The following is a 15,726-nucleotide window of genomic DNA, read 5'->3' on the forward strand; positions in this document are numbered from 1 at the left end:
TGGTGTGAAGTTTTCAAGAGTTGGTGCGGGGCGGGAAGTCGCGCTGCTAGGGTCGGCCTTCGACCGGGTGATCAGACGCCGCGACCTGGGGGTTTCCCGCGATGACGACGCCAGCACCACCTCCGCCGCCGGTTCCTGGGGGCGCCGGTCAGACCATCACCGTCAACAAGGACAACGTCCTCGAAGTGCGCAAGGTCATCCTCGCGGCGGCCGAGGACGCGCGCCTCAAGCTGTTGGCGCTGCTGCCGAGCCTGATCGTCAGTGCCCCCGCCAGCGACGCCATCAGCACGACGTCCGCGTCGGTTTGGTCCGCGAATCTGGTTGGGAACCAGGATTCCCACTACGCGCGTCTCATGCAGTACGTGACCAACGTCTTCGATCTTGGGCAACAACTCGAAGAAGCGGCCAAGCAGTACGGCTACACAGATGACGAGATCGCTTCATCGTTCAACATGCAGCAGAGGCAGATGTGAGGGGTAGTCCCGTGCGGTTGCGTCTCGGGTTCGGGTTGATCGCATTGGCCGCCGCAGCCGCGTTGACCGGCTGCACGGTGAACGGTCCGGATACCGACGAAACGAGCTCGGCTCCGACCACGGCAGCCACGAAGCCGGAGACATTTTCGCTGAACCTGCCGCAACGCCCCAGAGATCTGCAGATCGCGGGCAAGCAGGATGCGGACATCTGCACCTGGTTGACGTCTGATCAGAAGGCGAAGCTGGAAGCCGGAGGCGGTCGGCCGGTCGTCAAGAACGGCAATAACTACAACGGCTGCAGCTTCCTCGGCCAATCGGGGAAGGCGCAGTTCGGGATTTCGCTCCGGGTGGTGCCCGAGGGCTTGGACGCCTTCGCGTCGAAGATCGCGGCCGTGCAGGCGAAGACCGCGACGACGTATGAGGTCAACGGTTTCGGCGCAGTGCAAGGGCAGATCCCGGGCGCTGAGAGCCTCGGTTGCTCGGTGTTCGTCGACGCAGCCGAAGGGCAGACGCTCTACGCGGAACTGGGTCTCACCACTCCCGGCGGCATGAACAACGACCAGATGTGCGAGCGGGCGAAGCAGGCCGCCGAGGCGGCCGTGACGACCTTGCAGGGTAGCTAGGGGGAGTCGTGACCAGCATCGATCCGATCCGGGACATCCGGTTCGAGGGGATGGACATCCCCCAGCTCCAAGAATGGATCACCCAGATCAAGCAGGGGCGCGGCGCGGAGTCGATGCAGGGCGCGGTGCGCGCGCTGGACGAGTGCGTGCAGGTGGTCGTCGATCTCGACGAGACGCTGCGACGCGAGCTCGGCAAGCTGCAGATCGCGTGGGAGGGCAACGCCGGGAGCCTCGCGGCGGCGGCGACCCAGCAGCAGTCGGTCTTCATGGCCGACGCCCCGGATCCGCTGAAGGCGTCCGCGGACAGCGTCGACGCGCAGGGCCGGGGCTACGAGTCCGCCCGCAACGGGCTGCCGAACAACGACGAGCTCAAGCACAAGCAGTCGGAGAACGCGCTCGAATGGGCCGGCGGTGCCTTCGGCTACGAGAGCGACTACGACGAAGAAGCCAAGAACATCGAGGGCCAGAAGCAGGCCGCGCAGGCCGCGCTCAGCTCGTACCGCAACACCTCGGTCAGCCAGGCCGATTCGTACCAGCCGCTGCCCGAGATGCCGCCCGCCACGGTGTCCGCGCAGTCGGCGTCCGGGACGAGCATGCCGAGCGTCGGCGTGGGTTCGGTCGGCGGCGGCTACTACGGCGGCGGCTCGGCGGTCGACGGGGGCACGCCCGGTGTCGTGGGCGGCGGGAACGTCGGCAGCGGCAACATCGGTGGCGGAATCAAGCGCGGCGATGGCGTGGGTGCGCAGGATCCTGGTGACCGCAGCGGCACGGGTCGGCACCCGGACGAGCGCGAGACCGGCGGCGAGGCGGACCAGACGCCGGAGGCCGCCGCGACGAGCAGCGGCATCAACCCCGGCACGGTGCTCGGCATCGCCGCAGGTGGTGCGGCGGTCGCGGGTATCGGTGCCTACGCCGCGAGCAGGATGCTCGGTGGTCGCGGCCCGGCTGCGGCATCGGCCGGCGGTGGCTCGGCTTCCGGGCTGAGCCGAGGCGGTTCGTCCGGCATCGGCGGCGGGCCCGGCGACACGATGGCCGGGCGTTCCGCGGGCAACACGCCGGGCAGCCGCCCGGCGGCCGGTTCGATGATGGGACCGGCGGCGACCCGCGGCGAGAAGCGCAGCGAAGACGCGGAGCACGAGAACAAGTACGTCGCCGACGAAACCCCGTTCGACGACGAGCGGCTGGTCGCGCCGCCGGTGCTCGGGCACTTCGAGCCCGACGACGAAGCCGACGACGAATCCCCGGACGACGAGCCGAAGAAGCGGGACTGACGTTGCGCCCTGGAGCAGAAGCCGATCCGATCGTGCTGTCCGCATTGGAATTCGATGTGGTCTGCGAGGCGGAGAAGCTCACCGAGCGTCGGCACATCATCCTCAACGTGCCGAGCCCGGGAGCGACCTACTCGGAGCGCGCGCAGCTCGTCGCGGACGTGTGGGCCGGGCTCCGCGAGCGCCGCCTGGCGGAGCCCCACCGCGACCGGCTCGACGTCGACTTCGCGGACCTGCTGGGCCTGCTGGACCGGCCGCAGCGCAGCATCGACGTGCGGATCTGGGCGGACCGGTCGATTCGCGCCCTGGCGTCGGCGAACGGCGGCACCGGCCTGCTGACCATTGTGGACGGCGACATCGTCGAGCTGACCCCGATCCGGGCGAGCTCGCTGGTGGAGGCGGCGGTGTCGGTGGCGGGCGACATGCCGCCGGGACCGGGCCGAGCGGTGAGCCTGCCCAACGAGGTCCTCCGCGAAGCCAGTGACTACGCGGGCCCGAACAACCCGCTGCTGTTCACCGACGAACTCCGGGCCCTGGGCATCGCCCCGGACGACGCGGCGGACGTGGCGAACATGGCGGACGGAATGGGAATCCGGGGCCAGTTCGGCGTGGAGGTCTGCCCGAACCGAGGCGGCAGGCCGGAGCGGGCGAACCGGGTGGTGGCGTTCCACGACACGGACAAGGGCCGCTACAGCCACGTGGTCCGCCCCAGCGGAGACGGCCGCCGCTGGAGCACGATAGCCCCGGCGGACAACGCGAGGATCGCGGAGTACGCCCGAGAACTCCTCGCCGAGGTCTGGGACGACTGAGAAAACCGGCTCGCCGATCGGGCACGAGCGGGAACCATCGGCGGCTTGGAACCGTCGTACCCAAGAACGGGAGGTACTGCGGGATGAGTTTTGGTCGGCATCAACCCGACGACTGGGAATACGACGACACCGATTGGCTGGCTCAGGCCGAACCGACCCGGGCATCGACGGCCGCCGACACCGTGGTGGGACAGGACCCGTCCGGCGTCGTCTCCGTCAGCTCGACTTTCGACGCCGAGGTCGTGTCGGTGGCGTTGGCGGACAACTGGCGTCAGGTCGTCGACCCCCGGCAACTGCACGTCTGCGTCGTCGCGGCCGCGAACGCGGCAACGATGCTGGCGCTGGGCAAGAAGCTGGAGTCGGCGGACCTCGAAGGGACCGATCAACCCCAAGCCGCACCCGGTTACGACGATTCGCCGCTGAGCTCGCAGGACATCACCAGGCTGCTCGACGAGGTCACGGCGGATCTGAACGCTTTCACGCAACAGCTCACCGCCATCGCCGACCAGACCGCCACCGCGGAAAGCCCCGGCCGCAACGTCAGCGGCACGGCCCAGCGAGGTCAGATCCTGCAACTGTCGCTCGACCCGAACTGGGCCTCCGCGGCGCGGAACTCGGAGATCGAGACCGAGCTCGCATCGTTGCTCGCAACGCTGCAGAGCAAGTCGACGCCGACGGATCTGGCGGGCGGGCCGCGCAGTCGCGCGATCGACGAGTTGAACGATTTGGCGTCCAATCCGCAGCTTCTTCTCCGGCGACTCGGGCTCGGTTCCTGACCGGTCGATGTCGTCGCACGCATGGAGGTGAGAAACGATGACCAGTGCTGGAATCGGCGTGGCGTTGGAGGCGATGCGCTCCGACGCCAAGACCTGGGACACGGCCGCCGGGGACCTCGAAGGCCCGCTGAACACGATCGGAACGTTGCAGATCGACCCGGCTTCCTTTTCGATGTGGGCGGTCGACCGGGGGGTCGACAAGACCTATGACGAGGCGCGGAGCGCGCTGGAGGACATGCTGAAGCAGGCTGCCGACTACTTCCGCGAGATCAGCTCGGACCTGACCGAAGCGGCCGCGCAGTACGAGCGCGACGACGAGCAGGGCAAGCACGGAATCCAGAACGCGTACTGAATCCGGGGATGGCAATGACGAACACCCTCGTCGCGCAGGCGAGCGACAAGTCCAACGACCTCAACGAGAAGATCCAGGACTTCTTCAACAAGGTCAACGACCTGATGAGCTGGGTGCCGGACTTCCTCTCGTACCTCATCGAGCCCATCAAGCAGGGCATGCAGGCGCTGGCCCAGAAGGTCCAGGAGTTCTGGGACCGGATCACCCAGCTCTTCGAGCAGCCCGGTGACTCGGACAAGCTGCGGGAAACCAGCGACAAGTGGGCCACCGAGGTCGGCGACAAGACCGGGGAGATCGCCGGCGACATCAACCTGCAGAAGCTGAAGGCCAACGTCGAGTGGACCGGCAAGGCGGCCGAGGCGTACAAGGCGCTGGTTCCGGCGCAGGGCGACGGGCTTTCGTCGGTCAAGCTGATGGCGATGCAGATCCGCAGTTCGCTGAACAGCCTGGCGAACGCGTTGGATGCGTTCTGGCTCGCGATCGGCGTCGCCCTGGGCGTGTTCGTCGTCGGTGCCGTGGGCGCGATCGCGGCGGCCTGCACCGTCGTGGGCATCCCGGCGGCGATCGGCGCGATCGCGACCGCGGCGGGCGTGTCCATCGGGTTGGTGACGACCGCGATCATCTCGATGAACAGCTTCACCACCACCATCGAGACCGAGCAGACCGCGATCAAGCAGAAGATCACCGACCTCGGCGACAAGTGGTCGCGCTCGGACCAGGACCTGTCCGACGGGAGTGTGAGCGACGGCGACGGATCGGATTGGAAGGTCACCCAGTGACCGTCCACCGGCCGTACTGGGAGCACGTCCCCGTACCGGACGACGTCGCGCGCAGGATCAGATCAGGCGCGGTGCGGTTCGGTGCGGGTTCGCTGGTGCTCAGCTTGGTGGCGGGGATCGCGATCCTCGTGCTGGGGTTCGGCCTGCCGACCGCGCACCACCCGATTTCCGGCATCGCCGTCATGCTCGGCGGTATCTCGGCGTTCTTCCACTTCTTCTCCAGCATCACGGTCATTTCCGGGCGGTCCTACGTCAAGAACGGTCAGCTCAACAAGACGGCTGCCGGTAAGGCATGCCGGTTGCTGGCCGTCTTCTGGGGCGGGACCATCGCGACGTCGCTGGGCAGCTGCGGCCTGCTGGCCATGGTCATTCGCTCGTCCGGGCGCTCGTCGGTCCTCCCGGAGGTGCAGTACACGCCAGCGATCATCGGCTACCTGCTGCTCCTGCTGGTGCCATGCGCGCTGTCCGCGGTCAACTTCTTCATCGGCCGCCACCTGCTGCGCCCTGCCGCGTAGCACCAAGCACCGGCAGTTCGATCTCGCCGGAGGCGATCGCTCGGGAATTTGCCGCGGCCGCGGGTTCGGGCCCGCGTAGCCTGGGCGACGGCTGTGCGGAGGTGCGAGTTGGTCGGGTATTCGGAGTTGGTCGAGCGGGCTCGGGCGCTGGCCGGCAGCGGGCAGCGGCGGATCTTGGGGATCGCCGGGGCTCCCGCGGCCGGGAAGGGGTTCGTAGCCCGGCGGGTCGTCCGGGAGCTCGGCGGTTCCGCCGTTCTCGTGCCGATGGACGGTTTCCACCTGGCCAACTGCCAGCTGCGGCGGCTCGGGCGGGCCGACCGGAAAGGCGCTCCCGACACCTTCGACGCCGCCGGGTACGTCGCGCTGCTCCGGCGGATCCGGGAAGGCGGGCCCGGCACCGTTTACGCCCCCGAGTTCCACCGGGAGATCGAGGAGTCCTACGCCGGGGCCATCGCCGTCGATCCCGATGTGCCGCTGGTGATCACCGAGGGCAATTACCTGCTGCTGGATTCGCCGCCGTGGTCGGCGGTCCGGGAACTGCTCGACGAGGCGTGGTTCCTCGCGCCCGATGACGATGTCCGGGTGCGGCGGCTCATCGATCGGCACATCGGTTACGGGCGGACTCCCGAGGAGGCCGAGGAATGGGTGCACCGCAGCGATGAGCGCAATGCCGCCATCATCTCGGCCAGTCGGGGCCGGGCCGATCTGGTCGTCGTCGGCGACCCCGAATGATTCCCCGAATTGCGTCTGAATGAGGTTTTTCCAACCTCGTTTTGCGTGGCGGTGCGGGTAGCGGCCCCCCTGCGGGAGTTACAGAGGCTTCCTGGTCTGTGGGTGCCCCTCCTGATGTATGTCCAATACACGGCGGAGGGTCCGTCCTCGCCGAGGGAACCCCGGAGGGGTGGGCACCGTGAACCCGCGGCGGTGCCAGTGTCGTAGGTGGGCTATGCGCCTTCGGCGCATGCGACACCTCATCGACGTGTGGCTTTGCGACCCGCGGTTGCGGGCCGACCAGGATGAAAAAGGCTCAATAAGTTTCATAAACAGCACGATTCCGTGACGATGGGTGCACGGGTGGACGCGCAGCGTCAGCGCTCGGCGAGTTCCGCCCGCACGTCGTCGGGGATCCGGCCGGTGTGGTCGATGGGCGTCCACGGCTCGCTGCGGACCCACTGGGAGCCGCAGCCGCGGCAGGCCAGCAGCGGAAACCCGTTGAGCTCCTTGGGCGTCCGATGCCACGAGCACAGCGACCGGCACGCGTGGACGGCCAGCGTCACGCGTCGTCCCCGGCCGATTCCCACTCGGTGGTGTCCGTCGGCACCGGGTCCTCGGTGGTGGTCGTCGTCGGGATCGGCTTGCTCGTCGTCGGCGGCTTGGTGGGGGTCGTCGTCGGCCGCGTCGGCGGCGCGGGCTGCTCCGGCGGCGGCGGAACCGGGAAGTCGCCGGGGAGTTCGGTGCTCGTCAGCGTCGTCGACGACGTGGTCCGGCTGGCGGTAGTGGACGTCTCCGAGGTCGCGCTGCTGCTCAGCGGCGGCGGGGGCAGCAGCGGCGGCGGCGTGGTGTACGTGTCCGCCGGCCGCGAGGTGGCGGTCGGCTTCAGCGTGAAGTCCGGCGTCGCCTCGTCGTGCTGCTGCGCGCCGGCGACCATCGCGGCGGTCGTCGCGAAGACGGTGGCCACCGCGATGCCGGACGCGGCCAGCATCACCAGCTGCTTCGGCCGGGCATCCGGGTCTTCCGGCAACATCGGGTCCATTGCGTGCCCCACTCGTCGGCTCGTCGGGCGGCCTGGGCCGGGTGCCCCGAAACCCCGGGCTCCCAGCCGAATCGGGCGGATCATACCGGCAGCCCGAGCAAGCGCGGTCGTCGATGCGAGCCAACACCGCGCGCGCGGCGGCCGTGCGGCATCATGCCGGGCGTGACCGATTCGCAACAGGCACGACTGACCGCTTGGGTGCACGGGCGGGTGCAGGGCGTGGGTTTCCGCTGGTGGACGCGTTCCCGGGCGCTGGAGCTCGGCCTGGTGGGCAGCGCGACCAACCGGCCGGGGAGCCGGGTCGAGGTGGTCGCCGAAGGGCCCCGCGAGGCCTGCGCGAAGCTCCTGGCGGCGCTGCGCTCCGGCGAAACCCCGGGGCACGTCGACCACGTCGCCGAGCAGTGGTCCGAGCCCAAGGGCGGGCTGACCGGTTTCATCGAGCGCTAGCAACGGTTTCGCCTGGTCGGAAGCCGTGCGTACTTCGTGTCGCGATAGCAACCAAAAGTGCGCACGGGTCCGGGGCGAGCCGGGCGTTGATCTCCAAGTGCCCGGTGCGCGGGGAAAATCGCCGCAACCAGCGGTTCTGCGCAGTCGCGAGGGGCCGCAGCGGTAGGCTTCACCGGATGTGACCGCCGGTGAACCGGACGAAACACGGGAAGGTCGATCGCAGCCGTGCACCTGAAGAGCCTGACGCTGAAGGGGTTCAAGTCCTTCGCCTCGGCCACCACGCTGCGCTTCGAACCCGGCATCACCTGCGTCGTCGGCCCCAACGGCTCGGGCAAGTCCAACGTGCTCGACGCGCTGCGCTGGGTGATGGGCGAGCAGGGCGCCAAGGATCTGCGCGGCGGCAAGATGGAGGACGTGATCTTCGCGGGCACCGCGGGCCGCGCCCCGCTGGGCCGCGCCGAGGTCACGCTGACCATCGACAACTCCGACGGCGCGCTGCCGATCGAGTACACCGAGGTCTCCATCACCCGCCGGATGTTCCGCGACGGCGCCAGCGAGTACGAGATCAACGGCAACACGTGCCGGCTGATGGACGTGCAGGAACTGCTGTCGGACTCCGGCATCGGCCGCGAGATGCACGTCATCGTCGGGCAGGGCCAGCTGGCCAGCATCCTGCAGGCCAAGCCGGACGAGAACCGCAGGCTCATCGAAGAGGCCGCGGGCGTGCTCAAACACCGCAAGCGCAAAGAGAAGGCGCTGCGCAAGCTCGACGCGATGCAGGCCAACCTGACCCGGTTGACTGACCTGACCAGCGAGCTGCGTCGCCAGCTCAAACCGCTCGGCAAGCAGGCCGAGATCGCCCGCAAAGCGGCGACCGTGCAGGCCGACCTGCGGGACTCCCGGCTGCGCCTCATCGCCGATGACCTGATCACCGCGCGCGCCGACCTGGCCCGCGACGAAGCGGACCAGGAAACCGCGCGCGCCAAGCGCACCGAGGTCGAGCGCGCCCTGCAGTTCGCGCAGTCCGAGGAGAAGACCCTCGAAGAGCAAGTCGCCGCGGACGCGCCGAGGCTGACCCGCGCGCAGGAGACCTGGTACCGGCTGTCGGCGCTGGAGGAGCGGCTGCACGGCACGCTGCGGCTGGCCGCCGAGCGCCACCGGCATCTGACGGCGCAGACCGAGGAGCACCGCCCCGGCCGCGACCCGGATCAGCTCGATGCCGAGGCGGAAGAGGCCGCGGAGCAGGAGATCGAGCTCCGCGAGCAGGTCGAAGAGGCCCGCGAGGTGCTCAACGAGGTCGTGCTGCGCCGCTCGGAGCTGGAATCCGCGCTGAAGCAGGCCGAACAGGCGCACCTCGCCGCGGTGCGGGCGATCGCCGACCGCCGCGAGGGCGCTGCCCGGCTGTCCGGCCAGGTCGAATCGCTGCGCAGCAAGGTCAGCGACACGGCCGACGAGATCGAGCGGCTGTCGGATTCGCTGGAAGAAGCCACCGGTCGGGCCGAGGAAGCGGAGCGCGCGCAGGCCGACGCGGAGGAGGAGAGCGGCGGCTACGACTCCGACGACGCCGGACTGCAGGAACGCCGCGAAGGCGCAGCCGAAGCGCGCGATGCGGCGCGCGCCCGCGTCGAGGAGCTCGTGAAGGCCGAGCGGACCGCGGAGCGGGAGATCGCGTCCTGGAAGGCGCGAGTCGAAGCGCTGTCGATGGGCTTGCAGCGCAAGGACGGCGCCGGCGCGCTGATGTCGGCGGGGGACCGGGTGCCGGGCCTGCTCGGCACGGTCGCGGCGCTGCTCAGCGTCGAGCCGGGCGCGGAGGCCGCACTCGCCGCAGCGCTGGGCGCGGTCGCCGACGCCGTCGCCGTTCGCGGTGTCACGGACGCGGTGACGGCCCTGGAACTGCTCAAGGCGGACGAGGCGGGCCGTGCCGGACTGCTCATCGGTTCCGCCGTGGACGTCGACCGATCGGGCTGGCCGCAGCTGACCGGCTCGGCGCGCTGGGCGGTCGACCTGGTCACCGCGCCTGACGGGCTGCGCGGGGCCGTGGCCACGGCGCTCGACAAGGTCGCGGTCGTCGGCGAGCTGACCGACGCCCGGGAACTCGTGCAGCGCCATCCCGAAGTCCGCGCCGTGACGGCGAACGGCGACGTGCTCGGCGTGCACTGGGCGATCGGTGGTTCCGAAGACCGGCAGAGCACCATCGAGGTGCAGGCCGCCGTCGACGAAGCCGAACGCGAACTCGCCGCCGCCGGGCGACGCCTGGAGCAGCACTCAGCGGCGCTGGAAGGCGCGCGAGCCGAAGAAGAAGCGCGGCGCGCCGAAGTGCGGGCCGTGCAGGAGCAGATCAACGACGCCAAGGTGCGGCGAGCCCGCAGCACCGAACGGCTTTCCAGCCTGCAACGCGCCGCCCGCGCCGCCGGCGCCGACGTCGACCGGATCCGGCAGCAGCGGGTGAAGGTCGAGCAATCCCGCGAACAAGCCCTGGTCAAGCTCGCCGAACTCGAAGAGCGGCTGAGCGTCGTCAAGTCCGAACAGGACGAAGCGGCGGAGCCGGACACCGGCGAACGCGACCGGCTGGGCACCGAGCTCAACGCCATGCGGCAGCAGGAAATGGACGCCCGCCTCGGACAGCGCACCGCCGAGGAGCGCGCCCGGGCCGTGCAAGGACGCGCCGACCAGCTACGCCGCGCAGCGCGCCATGAGCGCGAAGCGCGTGCTCGCGCGGAGGCGGCGCGCAAGGCCCGGGAACGCGCAGCGCGCGTGACCCAGGCCGTGGTCACCGGGGCCGAGACGGCGCTGGAGCGCATCGCGCGATCGCTGAGCGCCGCGACGGAGGAGCGGGACGTCGCGCAGGCGAAGCAGAGCGAGCACGAGCAGGCGCTCGGCGCCTTGCGAGCGCGCGTGCGCGAGCTCAGCGGGGAGCTGGAGAAGCTGACCGATGCGGTGCACCGCGACGAAGTCGTGCGTGCGGAGCAGCGGTTGCGCATCGAGCAGCTGGAAACCAAGATCATCGAGGATTTCGGGATCGGCCTGGACGACCTGGTCGACGAGTACGGGCCCACCGTGCCGATTCCGCCCGGCCCCGCCGAGATCGCCGAGTACGAGGCGGCCAAGGAGCGCGGAGAGGACGTCAGCCCGCCGCCGCCGATGCCGTTCGACCGGGCCACCCAGGAGCGCCGCGCCAAGCGCGCCGAGAAGGACCTCTCCTTGCTGGGCAAGGTGAATCCGCTGGCGCTGGAGGAGTTCGCCGCGTTGGAGGAGCGCTACAAGTTCCTCTCCACCCAGCTGGAAGACCTCAAGGACAGCCGCCGCGACCTGCTCAGCGTGGTCAAGGAGGTCGACGACAAGATCCTGGAGGTGTTCGCGTCCGCCTTCTACGACGTGGCCGCGGAGTTCGAGACCGTCTTCAAGGTCCTGTTCCCCGGCGGCGACGGGCGGCTGACGCTCACCGACCCCGAAGACATGCTGACCACCGGCGTCGAGGTCGAGGCCCGGCCGCCGGGCAAGAAGGTCAAGCGGCTGTCGCTGCTCTCCGGCGGGGAGAAGTCGCTGACCGCGGTGGCCATGCTGGTGTCCATCTTCCGCGCCCGGCCGTCGCCGTTCTACGTGATGGACGAGGTCGAGGCGGCGCTGGACGACACCAACCTGCGGCGCCTGATCACGCTGCTGGACCAGCTCCGCGAGACCTCGCAGCTGATCATCATCACGCACCAGAAGCCGACCATGGAGATCGCCGACGCCCTGTACGGCGTGACGATGCGCGGCGACGGCATCACGCAGGTGATTTCCCAGCGCCTGCGCGGCAATTCCGGCAAACAGCGCAAGGACGACGCACCCGACGCGCCGCCCGAAGGCGACGTCGCCGCGGTGCTGGACGGCTCGGCGGCGCCGGAAAGCGTTGCGGGAGAGCCGGATCCGGCACCCGAGGATCAGGCCGACGTGCCGAGGGCGTAGCCGACGCCGAAGGCGACGAGCGCCGCCACCAGCGCGAAGCCGAACACCACCGACCAGCCCGGCCGGACCGGCGCCCCGCGGGCCGGCTTCGGATCCCGCGGTGAAATCCACTGCGGCGCAGCACGATTCCACAACTCCGGCCGCCCCAGCTCGGTCCGGCACGCCGCGCACTCCGACAGGTGGGTGCGCACCGTCAGCCATTCGACGTCGCTGAGCACGCCCGCCGAATAGGCGTTGAGCTTCGCCCGCAGATCCGCATGATCCTGCACCGCAGCCCCCATCCGCAGCCTCGGTGATCGCTTGGGTAGATCATCGACCCGTGGCGACTCCCGCTGAAGCCCCGGGGGGCGGGCAATGGTGTCGTCGGCCACCTCGGTTCAACCTCCGGAACGGTATGCGGGACGATGTTTCCGCGGTCCGGCGTCGATCCTCGGGGGCAGATGCCGACCGGACACCGGGCGCGGAGTTCCCGCATCACCCCGAGTGCGGGGTCCCACCAGGTACAGGAGGCTTTCCATGACCAACCCGTACGGCCCCCCGCCGGGGCAGCAGCCGTACCCGCAGCAGGGCCCGCCGATGGTGCCGCCCGGCGGCTACGGCCCGCCGTCCGGCCCGATGCCCCAGCAGCCGATGCCGCCGCAGCCGATGCAGCAGCCGGGAATGCCGCCGCAGCCGATGCCGCCGCAGATGCAGCCGGGAATGCCGCAGCAGGGCTACCCGCAGCCGCCGGCCCCGGCCGCGTCGCAGGGCCAGCCGATGGCGCCGCCCGCGCCCGGCATGGGACGCATCATGATCGACTGCTCGTACTTCTGGCTGGCGTTCATGCTGATGTTCTTCAAGCCGCAGCTCACCATCAACGGGCAGCCGGGCCCGATCCTGACCTGGGGCAAGAACCCGGTCGACCTGCCGCCCGGCCAGTACCAGATCGGCATCCACGTCAACTACCTGTGGCAGGTCGGCCTCGCGACCGCGGTGATCCCGGTCAACGCCGGTCAGCAGGTCGACGTCCACTACGCGGCACCGGTGATCGTCTTCCTGAACGGTGCCATCGGCCCGACCCCGCAGAAGGCGCCCGGCATGGGCCTGGCCATCGGGATCATGGCCGGCAGCCTCGCGCTGTGCTTCCTGATCATCCTGATGTCGGTCATCTCGACCGCCATGAGCTGAGCCGCCCGCCCGCCATGACCGCCCGCCGTGACCGCAGTTTCAATTGAAACTGCGGTCACGACAGCAAGAACCGCGTGCGGTCAGGCGTTGTCGGCCTGCTCGACGGCGGCTTCGGGCGCCGGCCGCGGGTGGCGCAGCGACAATAGCCCGCCCACCACGAGCGTCACGATGACGCCGAGCGGCGTGTACCAGGGGAACGCGAGCGACTTCTCGCCGCCTTCGCCGTCCGGGAAGGTCACCCAGAACACGAAGAACAGCACCACCACGAGCGTCGCCACGAACGCGATCACCGCGTCCGCCTGGCGGGCCCGCTTCACCAGCAGCCCCAGCAGGAAAGCGCCCAGCAGCGCGCCGTAGGTGTAGCTGGCGATGCTCAGGCCGACCTCGACCACCGGGTTGTCGGTGCTGCTGAACATCGACGCGAACACCACGAACACCACGGCCCAGACCAGGGTCCAGCCCTTGCCCATCCGCAGGACGGTCGCGTCGTCGAGCTTGCGCTTCGAGATCCGCTGGTAGAGATCGCTCACCGTGGACGTGGACAGCGAGTTCAGCGACGACGCCAGGGTGCTCATCGCCGCGGCCAGGATGCCCGCGATCAGCAGGCCGGACAGCCCGGGCGGCAGGTCGTTGACGATGAACTGCGGGAACAACTCGTCCTTGCTGGCCATGCCCAGGTCCGCCGGCTGGGCGCCCTTGAAGAACGACCACAGCATCGTGCCGATGAACAGGAACAGCGCGAACTGCAGGAACACCACGACGCCGCTGGCGATCAGCGCCCGCTGGCTGTCCCGGAGGTCCCGGCAGGCGAGCAGCCGCTGCACCATCAGCTGGTCCGCGCCGTGCGAGGCCATTGCGAACACCGCGCCGCCGATCACGGCGGTGAAGAACGCGTACTGGTCGGTGATGATCGACGAACCGAAGTCGAAGAGCTGGAACTTGCCCTCGGCGAACGCGGTCGACATCCAGTCCCCGGGCAGCCTGCCGAACAGCACCACCGCGGCGCAGATCGCGCCGCCGACGTAGACCGCCATCTGGATCGCGTCGACCCACACCACGGCCTTGATGCCGCCGAAGTAGGTGTAGATCACCGTCATGACCGACAGGATCAGCACGATCTGCCAGTACGACATGGTCACGCCGAAGGCCGCCAGCATCACCTTCACCGGGATCGCGGTGGCGAACAGCCGCAGGCCGTCGGCCAGCAGCCGGGTCACCAGGAACGTCACCGACGCGGTGCCCTGCAGGCCGGAACCGAACCGCTGCCCCAGGAACGCGTAGGCGCTGACCAGGTTCCCGGCGTAGTACTTGGGCAGCAGCACGAACGCCACCACGATCCGGCCGATCAGGTAGCCGATCGCGAGCTGGAGGTAGGTGAAGCTGCCGAGGTAGGCCACCGTCGGCACGCTGATCACCGTCAGCGTGGACGTCTCGGTGGCGACCACCGAGAAGCACACCGCCCACCAGGGCAGCTGGCGGCTGCCGACGAAGTAGTCCTGCGAGCTGCGTTGCCGGCCGCTGAGCAGCATCCCGAGCACCGGCATAGCGATCAGGTACAACCCGATCACGACTAGGTCGAGAGATCGCATAGCGCCTCCTGTGCGGTGTGTCCGGGCTGCATTCGCAGCCGCCTCGGCTGCTCGATGGCGGGCTCGGGCAGCCGGAGCGGGCCGGCTCCCGGGGTGATGCTGCCCAACAAGCGGGGCCCGTTGGCTCCGGTGGTGCCCGGCGCGTTGCCGCTGACGCCGTGCCAGGTGAGGAATCCGAGCAGCGCTGTCAGGTACGCCTCCTTGCCGTCCGCGGGCATGCCGAGGTCGTCGCTGACGACCAGCGGCGCGTCCAGCAGGCGGCGCAGGGCGGCGAGCAGGACAGGATTGCGCACCCCGCCGCCGGACGCAACGACCTTCGCGGCCTGCTCGTTGCGGCAGGCGTCGGCGATGGTGCGCGCGGTGAGCTCGGTCAGCGTCGCCAGCAGGTCGCCGTCGCCGACCTCGGCGGGCAGCTTGTCCAGCGCCCGGGCCAGGTAGTCGGCGTTGAAGTGCTCCTTGCCGGTGGATTTCGGCGCCGGCCGCCGGTAGTAGCCGTCGGCGAGCAGCACTTCGAGCAGTTCGGGGTGGACGGTGCCGGTCGCGGCGATGCTCCCGTCGGTGTCCTGCGGCGTGCCGGTGATCCGGCCGGCCGCGAGGTCGATCAGCGCGTTCCCGGGGCCGGTGTCGTAGGCCAGCGCCCGCCGCCCGCCGACCACGGTGATGTTGGCGATGCCGCCGATGTTCAGCGCGATGGTCGTGCCGGGCTCGTCGGCCAGCCACAGCGCGTCGAACACGCCCGCCAGCGGGGCGCCCTGACCGCCGGCGGCGACGTCGCGGGCCCGCAGGTCGGACACCACCGGCAGGCCGGTGGCCTCGGCGATCCACGCGGGCTGCCCGATCTGCAGGGTGCCGCGCGCCCGCCCGCTGCCCTGGACCCAGTGGTAGATCGTCTGCCCGAGCGATGCCACGAGGTCGGCGCGGCCGCCCGCGAGCTCGACCCCGAGCCGGGCCGCGGCCGCGAACTGCTGCCCGACGTAGGTGTCGAGCCGGCACAGGTCTTCGGCGCTGCAACCGGCCGGGGGGAGCACGGCGCGCAGCTTCTCGTGCAGCGCGTCCGGGTAGGGGAGCACGGTGGCGCCCAGCGGCCGGAGCTGCACGGTGTCGCCGTCCAGCCGCAGCTCGGCCACGGCCACGTCGACGCCGTCCATCGACGTGCCGGAGAGCAGACCGATCACGCGCCACCAACCCACATGTGTGGTCTATTGCACAGCGCATGGTAAATGCAAG

17 protein-coding genes are annotated in these 15,726 nt (G+C 69.9%); 12 read left to right on the plus strand and 5 right to left on the minus strand.

Annotated features, from left to right (window positions below):
- The first annotated feature begins 101 nt into the window (after nucleotides 1-101).
- The 9 genes from ACWEV3_RS26720 to ACWEV3_RS26760 all read left to right on the plus strand — a co-directional run bounded on the left by ACWEV3_RS26720 (nucleotide 102) and on the right by ACWEV3_RS26760 (nucleotide 6,327).
- Nucleotides 102-473 carry a hypothetical protein gene (locus tag ACWEV3_RS26720; RefSeq protein ID WP_452616527.1) on the plus strand — a complete coding sequence of 124 codons (372 nt, stop codon included), beginning with the start codon at nucleotides 102-104 and terminating at the stop codon, nucleotides 471-473.
- An 11-nt stretch (nucleotides 474-484) separates the two neighbouring features.
- A complete protein-coding gene (locus ACWEV3_RS26725; RefSeq protein WP_452616528.1) occupies nucleotides 485-1,096 on the plus strand; it encodes a DUF3558 domain-containing protein in 612 nt (203 codons plus the stop codon).
- 8 nt (nucleotides 1,097-1,104) lie between these two features.
- Complete coding sequence (locus ACWEV3_RS26730) at nucleotides 1,105-2,367, plus strand: hypothetical protein (RefSeq protein WP_452616529.1); 1,263 nt, start codon at nucleotides 1,105-1,107, stop codon at nucleotides 2,365-2,367.
- 2 nt (nucleotides 2,368-2,369) lie between these two features.
- Nucleotides 2,370-3,173 (plus strand): ESX secretion-associated protein EspG, encoded by an 804-nt coding sequence (locus ACWEV3_RS26735; RefSeq protein WP_452616530.1) that lies wholly within the window; start codon nucleotides 2,370-2,372, stop codon nucleotides 3,171-3,173.
- A gap of 83 nt (nucleotides 3,174-3,256) precedes the next feature.
- Nucleotides 3,257-3,949: a hypothetical protein gene (locus ACWEV3_RS26740; protein WP_452616531.1), complete on the plus strand. Its 693-nt coding sequence runs from the start codon at nucleotides 3,257-3,259 to the stop codon at nucleotides 3,947-3,949.
- Between the two features lie 37 nt (nucleotides 3,950-3,986).
- The gene (locus ACWEV3_RS26745) at nucleotides 3,987-4,301 is read left to right on the plus strand and encodes a type VII secretion target (protein ID WP_452616532.1); all 315 of its coding nucleotides are present in this window, start codon (nucleotides 3,987-3,989) and stop codon (nucleotides 4,299-4,301) included.
- 14 nt (nucleotides 4,302-4,315) lie between these two features.
- Nucleotides 4,316-5,080, plus strand: coding sequence for a hypothetical protein (locus ACWEV3_RS26750; RefSeq protein WP_452616533.1), 765 nt, complete (start codon nucleotides 4,316-4,318; stop codon nucleotides 5,078-5,080).
- Nucleotides 5,077-5,595, plus strand: coding sequence for a hypothetical protein (locus ACWEV3_RS26755; protein WP_452616534.1), 519 nt, complete (start codon nucleotides 5,077-5,079; stop codon nucleotides 5,593-5,595). The genes ACWEV3_RS26750 and ACWEV3_RS26755 overlap by 4 nt, the downstream gene beginning before the upstream one ends.
- A gap of 108 nt (nucleotides 5,596-5,703) precedes the next feature.
- Nucleotides 5,704-6,327 carry a nucleoside/nucleotide kinase family protein gene (locus ACWEV3_RS26760; RefSeq protein ID WP_452616535.1) on the plus strand — a complete coding sequence of 208 codons (624 nt, stop codon included), beginning with the start codon at nucleotides 5,704-5,706 and terminating at the stop codon, nucleotides 6,325-6,327.
- A gap of 356 nt (nucleotides 6,328-6,683) precedes the next feature.
- Here ACWEV3_RS26760 and ACWEV3_RS26765 read toward each other — a convergent pair whose 3' ends face one another.
- Nucleotides 6,684-6,872, minus strand: coding sequence for a hypothetical protein (locus ACWEV3_RS26765; RefSeq protein WP_452616536.1), 189 nt, complete (start codon nucleotides 6,870-6,872; stop codon nucleotides 6,684-6,686).
- On the minus strand, nucleotides 6,869-7,339 hold the full coding sequence (locus ACWEV3_RS26770; protein ID WP_452616537.1) for a hypothetical protein: 471 nt from the start codon (nucleotides 7,337-7,339) through the stop codon (nucleotides 6,869-6,871). The genes ACWEV3_RS26765 and ACWEV3_RS26770 overlap by 4 nt, the downstream gene beginning before the upstream one ends.
- Before the next feature lie 162 nt (nucleotides 7,340-7,501).
- Between ACWEV3_RS26770 and ACWEV3_RS26775 the strand changes: the two genes are divergently transcribed.
- On the plus strand, nucleotides 7,502-7,795 hold the full coding sequence (locus tag ACWEV3_RS26775; protein ID WP_452616538.1) for an acylphosphatase: 294 nt from the start codon (nucleotides 7,502-7,504) through the stop codon (nucleotides 7,793-7,795).
- Between the two features lie 225 nt (nucleotides 7,796-8,020).
- Nucleotides 8,021-11,743: a chromosome segregation protein SMC gene (gene smc / locus ACWEV3_RS26780; protein WP_452616539.1), complete on the plus strand. Its 3,723-nt coding sequence runs from the start codon at nucleotides 8,021-8,023 to the stop codon at nucleotides 11,741-11,743.
- Here smc and ACWEV3_RS26785 read toward each other — a convergent pair.
- Nucleotides 11,719-12,012, minus strand: coding sequence for a zf-HC2 domain-containing protein (locus ACWEV3_RS26785; protein ID WP_452616540.1), 294 nt, complete (start codon nucleotides 12,010-12,012; stop codon nucleotides 11,719-11,721). The two genes, smc and ACWEV3_RS26785, sit on opposite strands and share 25 nt — an antisense overlap.
- A gap of 247 nt (nucleotides 12,013-12,259) precedes the next feature.
- On the opposite strand from ACWEV3_RS26785, the gene ACWEV3_RS26790 reads away from it, so the two are divergent.
- Complete coding sequence (locus tag ACWEV3_RS26790; RefSeq protein WP_452616541.1) at nucleotides 12,260-12,910, plus strand: hypothetical protein; 651 nt, start codon at nucleotides 12,260-12,262, stop codon at nucleotides 12,908-12,910.
- A gap of 80 nt (nucleotides 12,911-12,990) precedes the next feature.
- Here the strand turns inward: ACWEV3_RS26790 and ACWEV3_RS26795 are convergent, their stop codons facing one another.
- Nucleotides 12,991-14,499 (minus strand): sodium:solute symporter, encoded by a 1,509-nt coding sequence (locus tag ACWEV3_RS26795; RefSeq protein WP_452616542.1) that lies wholly within the window; start codon nucleotides 14,497-14,499, stop codon nucleotides 12,991-12,993.
- On the minus strand, nucleotides 14,481-15,647 hold the full coding sequence (locus ACWEV3_RS26800) for an anhydro-N-acetylmuramic acid kinase (protein WP_452616619.1): 1,167 nt from the start codon (nucleotides 15,645-15,647) through the stop codon (nucleotides 14,481-14,483). The genes ACWEV3_RS26795 and ACWEV3_RS26800 overlap by 19 nt, the downstream gene beginning before the upstream one ends.
- Between the last annotated feature and the right edge of the window lie 79 nt (nucleotides 15,648-15,726).

The organism is Saccharopolyspora sp. NPDC003752 (assembly GCF_053605825.1).

What these genes read in the sequence shown, in the direction of transcription:
- ACWEV3_RS26720 (WP_452616527.1), top strand. Translation starts at nt 102, where the DNA reads ATGACGACGCCAGCACCACCTCCGCCGCCGGTTCCTGGGGGCGCCGGT.
- ACWEV3_RS26740 (WP_452616531.1), top strand. Translation starts at nt 3,257, where the DNA reads ATGAGTTTTGGTCGGCATCAACCCGACGACTGGGAATACGACGACACC.
- ACWEV3_RS26745 (WP_452616532.1), top strand. Translation starts at nt 3,987, where the DNA reads ATGACCAGTGCTGGAATCGGCGTGGCGTTGGAGGCGATGCGCTCCGAC.
- ACWEV3_RS26750 (WP_452616533.1), top strand. Translation starts at nt 4,316, where the DNA reads ATGACGAACACCCTCGTCGCGCAGGCGAGCGACAAGTCCAACGACCTC.
- ACWEV3_RS26775 (WP_452616538.1), top strand. Translation starts at nt 7,502, where the DNA reads ATGCCGGGCGTGACCGATTCGCAACAGGCACGACTGACCGCTTGGGTG.
- ACWEV3_RS26770 (WP_452616537.1), bottom strand. Translation starts at nt 7,339, where the DNA reads ATGTTGCCGGAAGACCCGGATGCCCGGCCGAAGCAGCTGGTGATGCTG.
- ACWEV3_RS26795 (WP_452616542.1), bottom strand. Translation starts at nt 14,499, where the DNA reads ATGCGATCTCTCGACCTAGTCGTGATCGGGTTGTACCTGATCGCTATG.
- ACWEV3_RS26800 (WP_452616619.1), bottom strand. Translation starts at nt 15,647, where the DNA reads ATGGACGGCGTCGACGTGGCCGTGGCCGAGCTGCGGCTGGACGGCGAC.
- ACWEV3_RS26790 (WP_452616541.1), top strand. Translation starts at nt 12,260, where the DNA reads ATGACCAACCCGTACGGCCCCCCGCCGGGGCAGCAGCCGTACCCGCAG.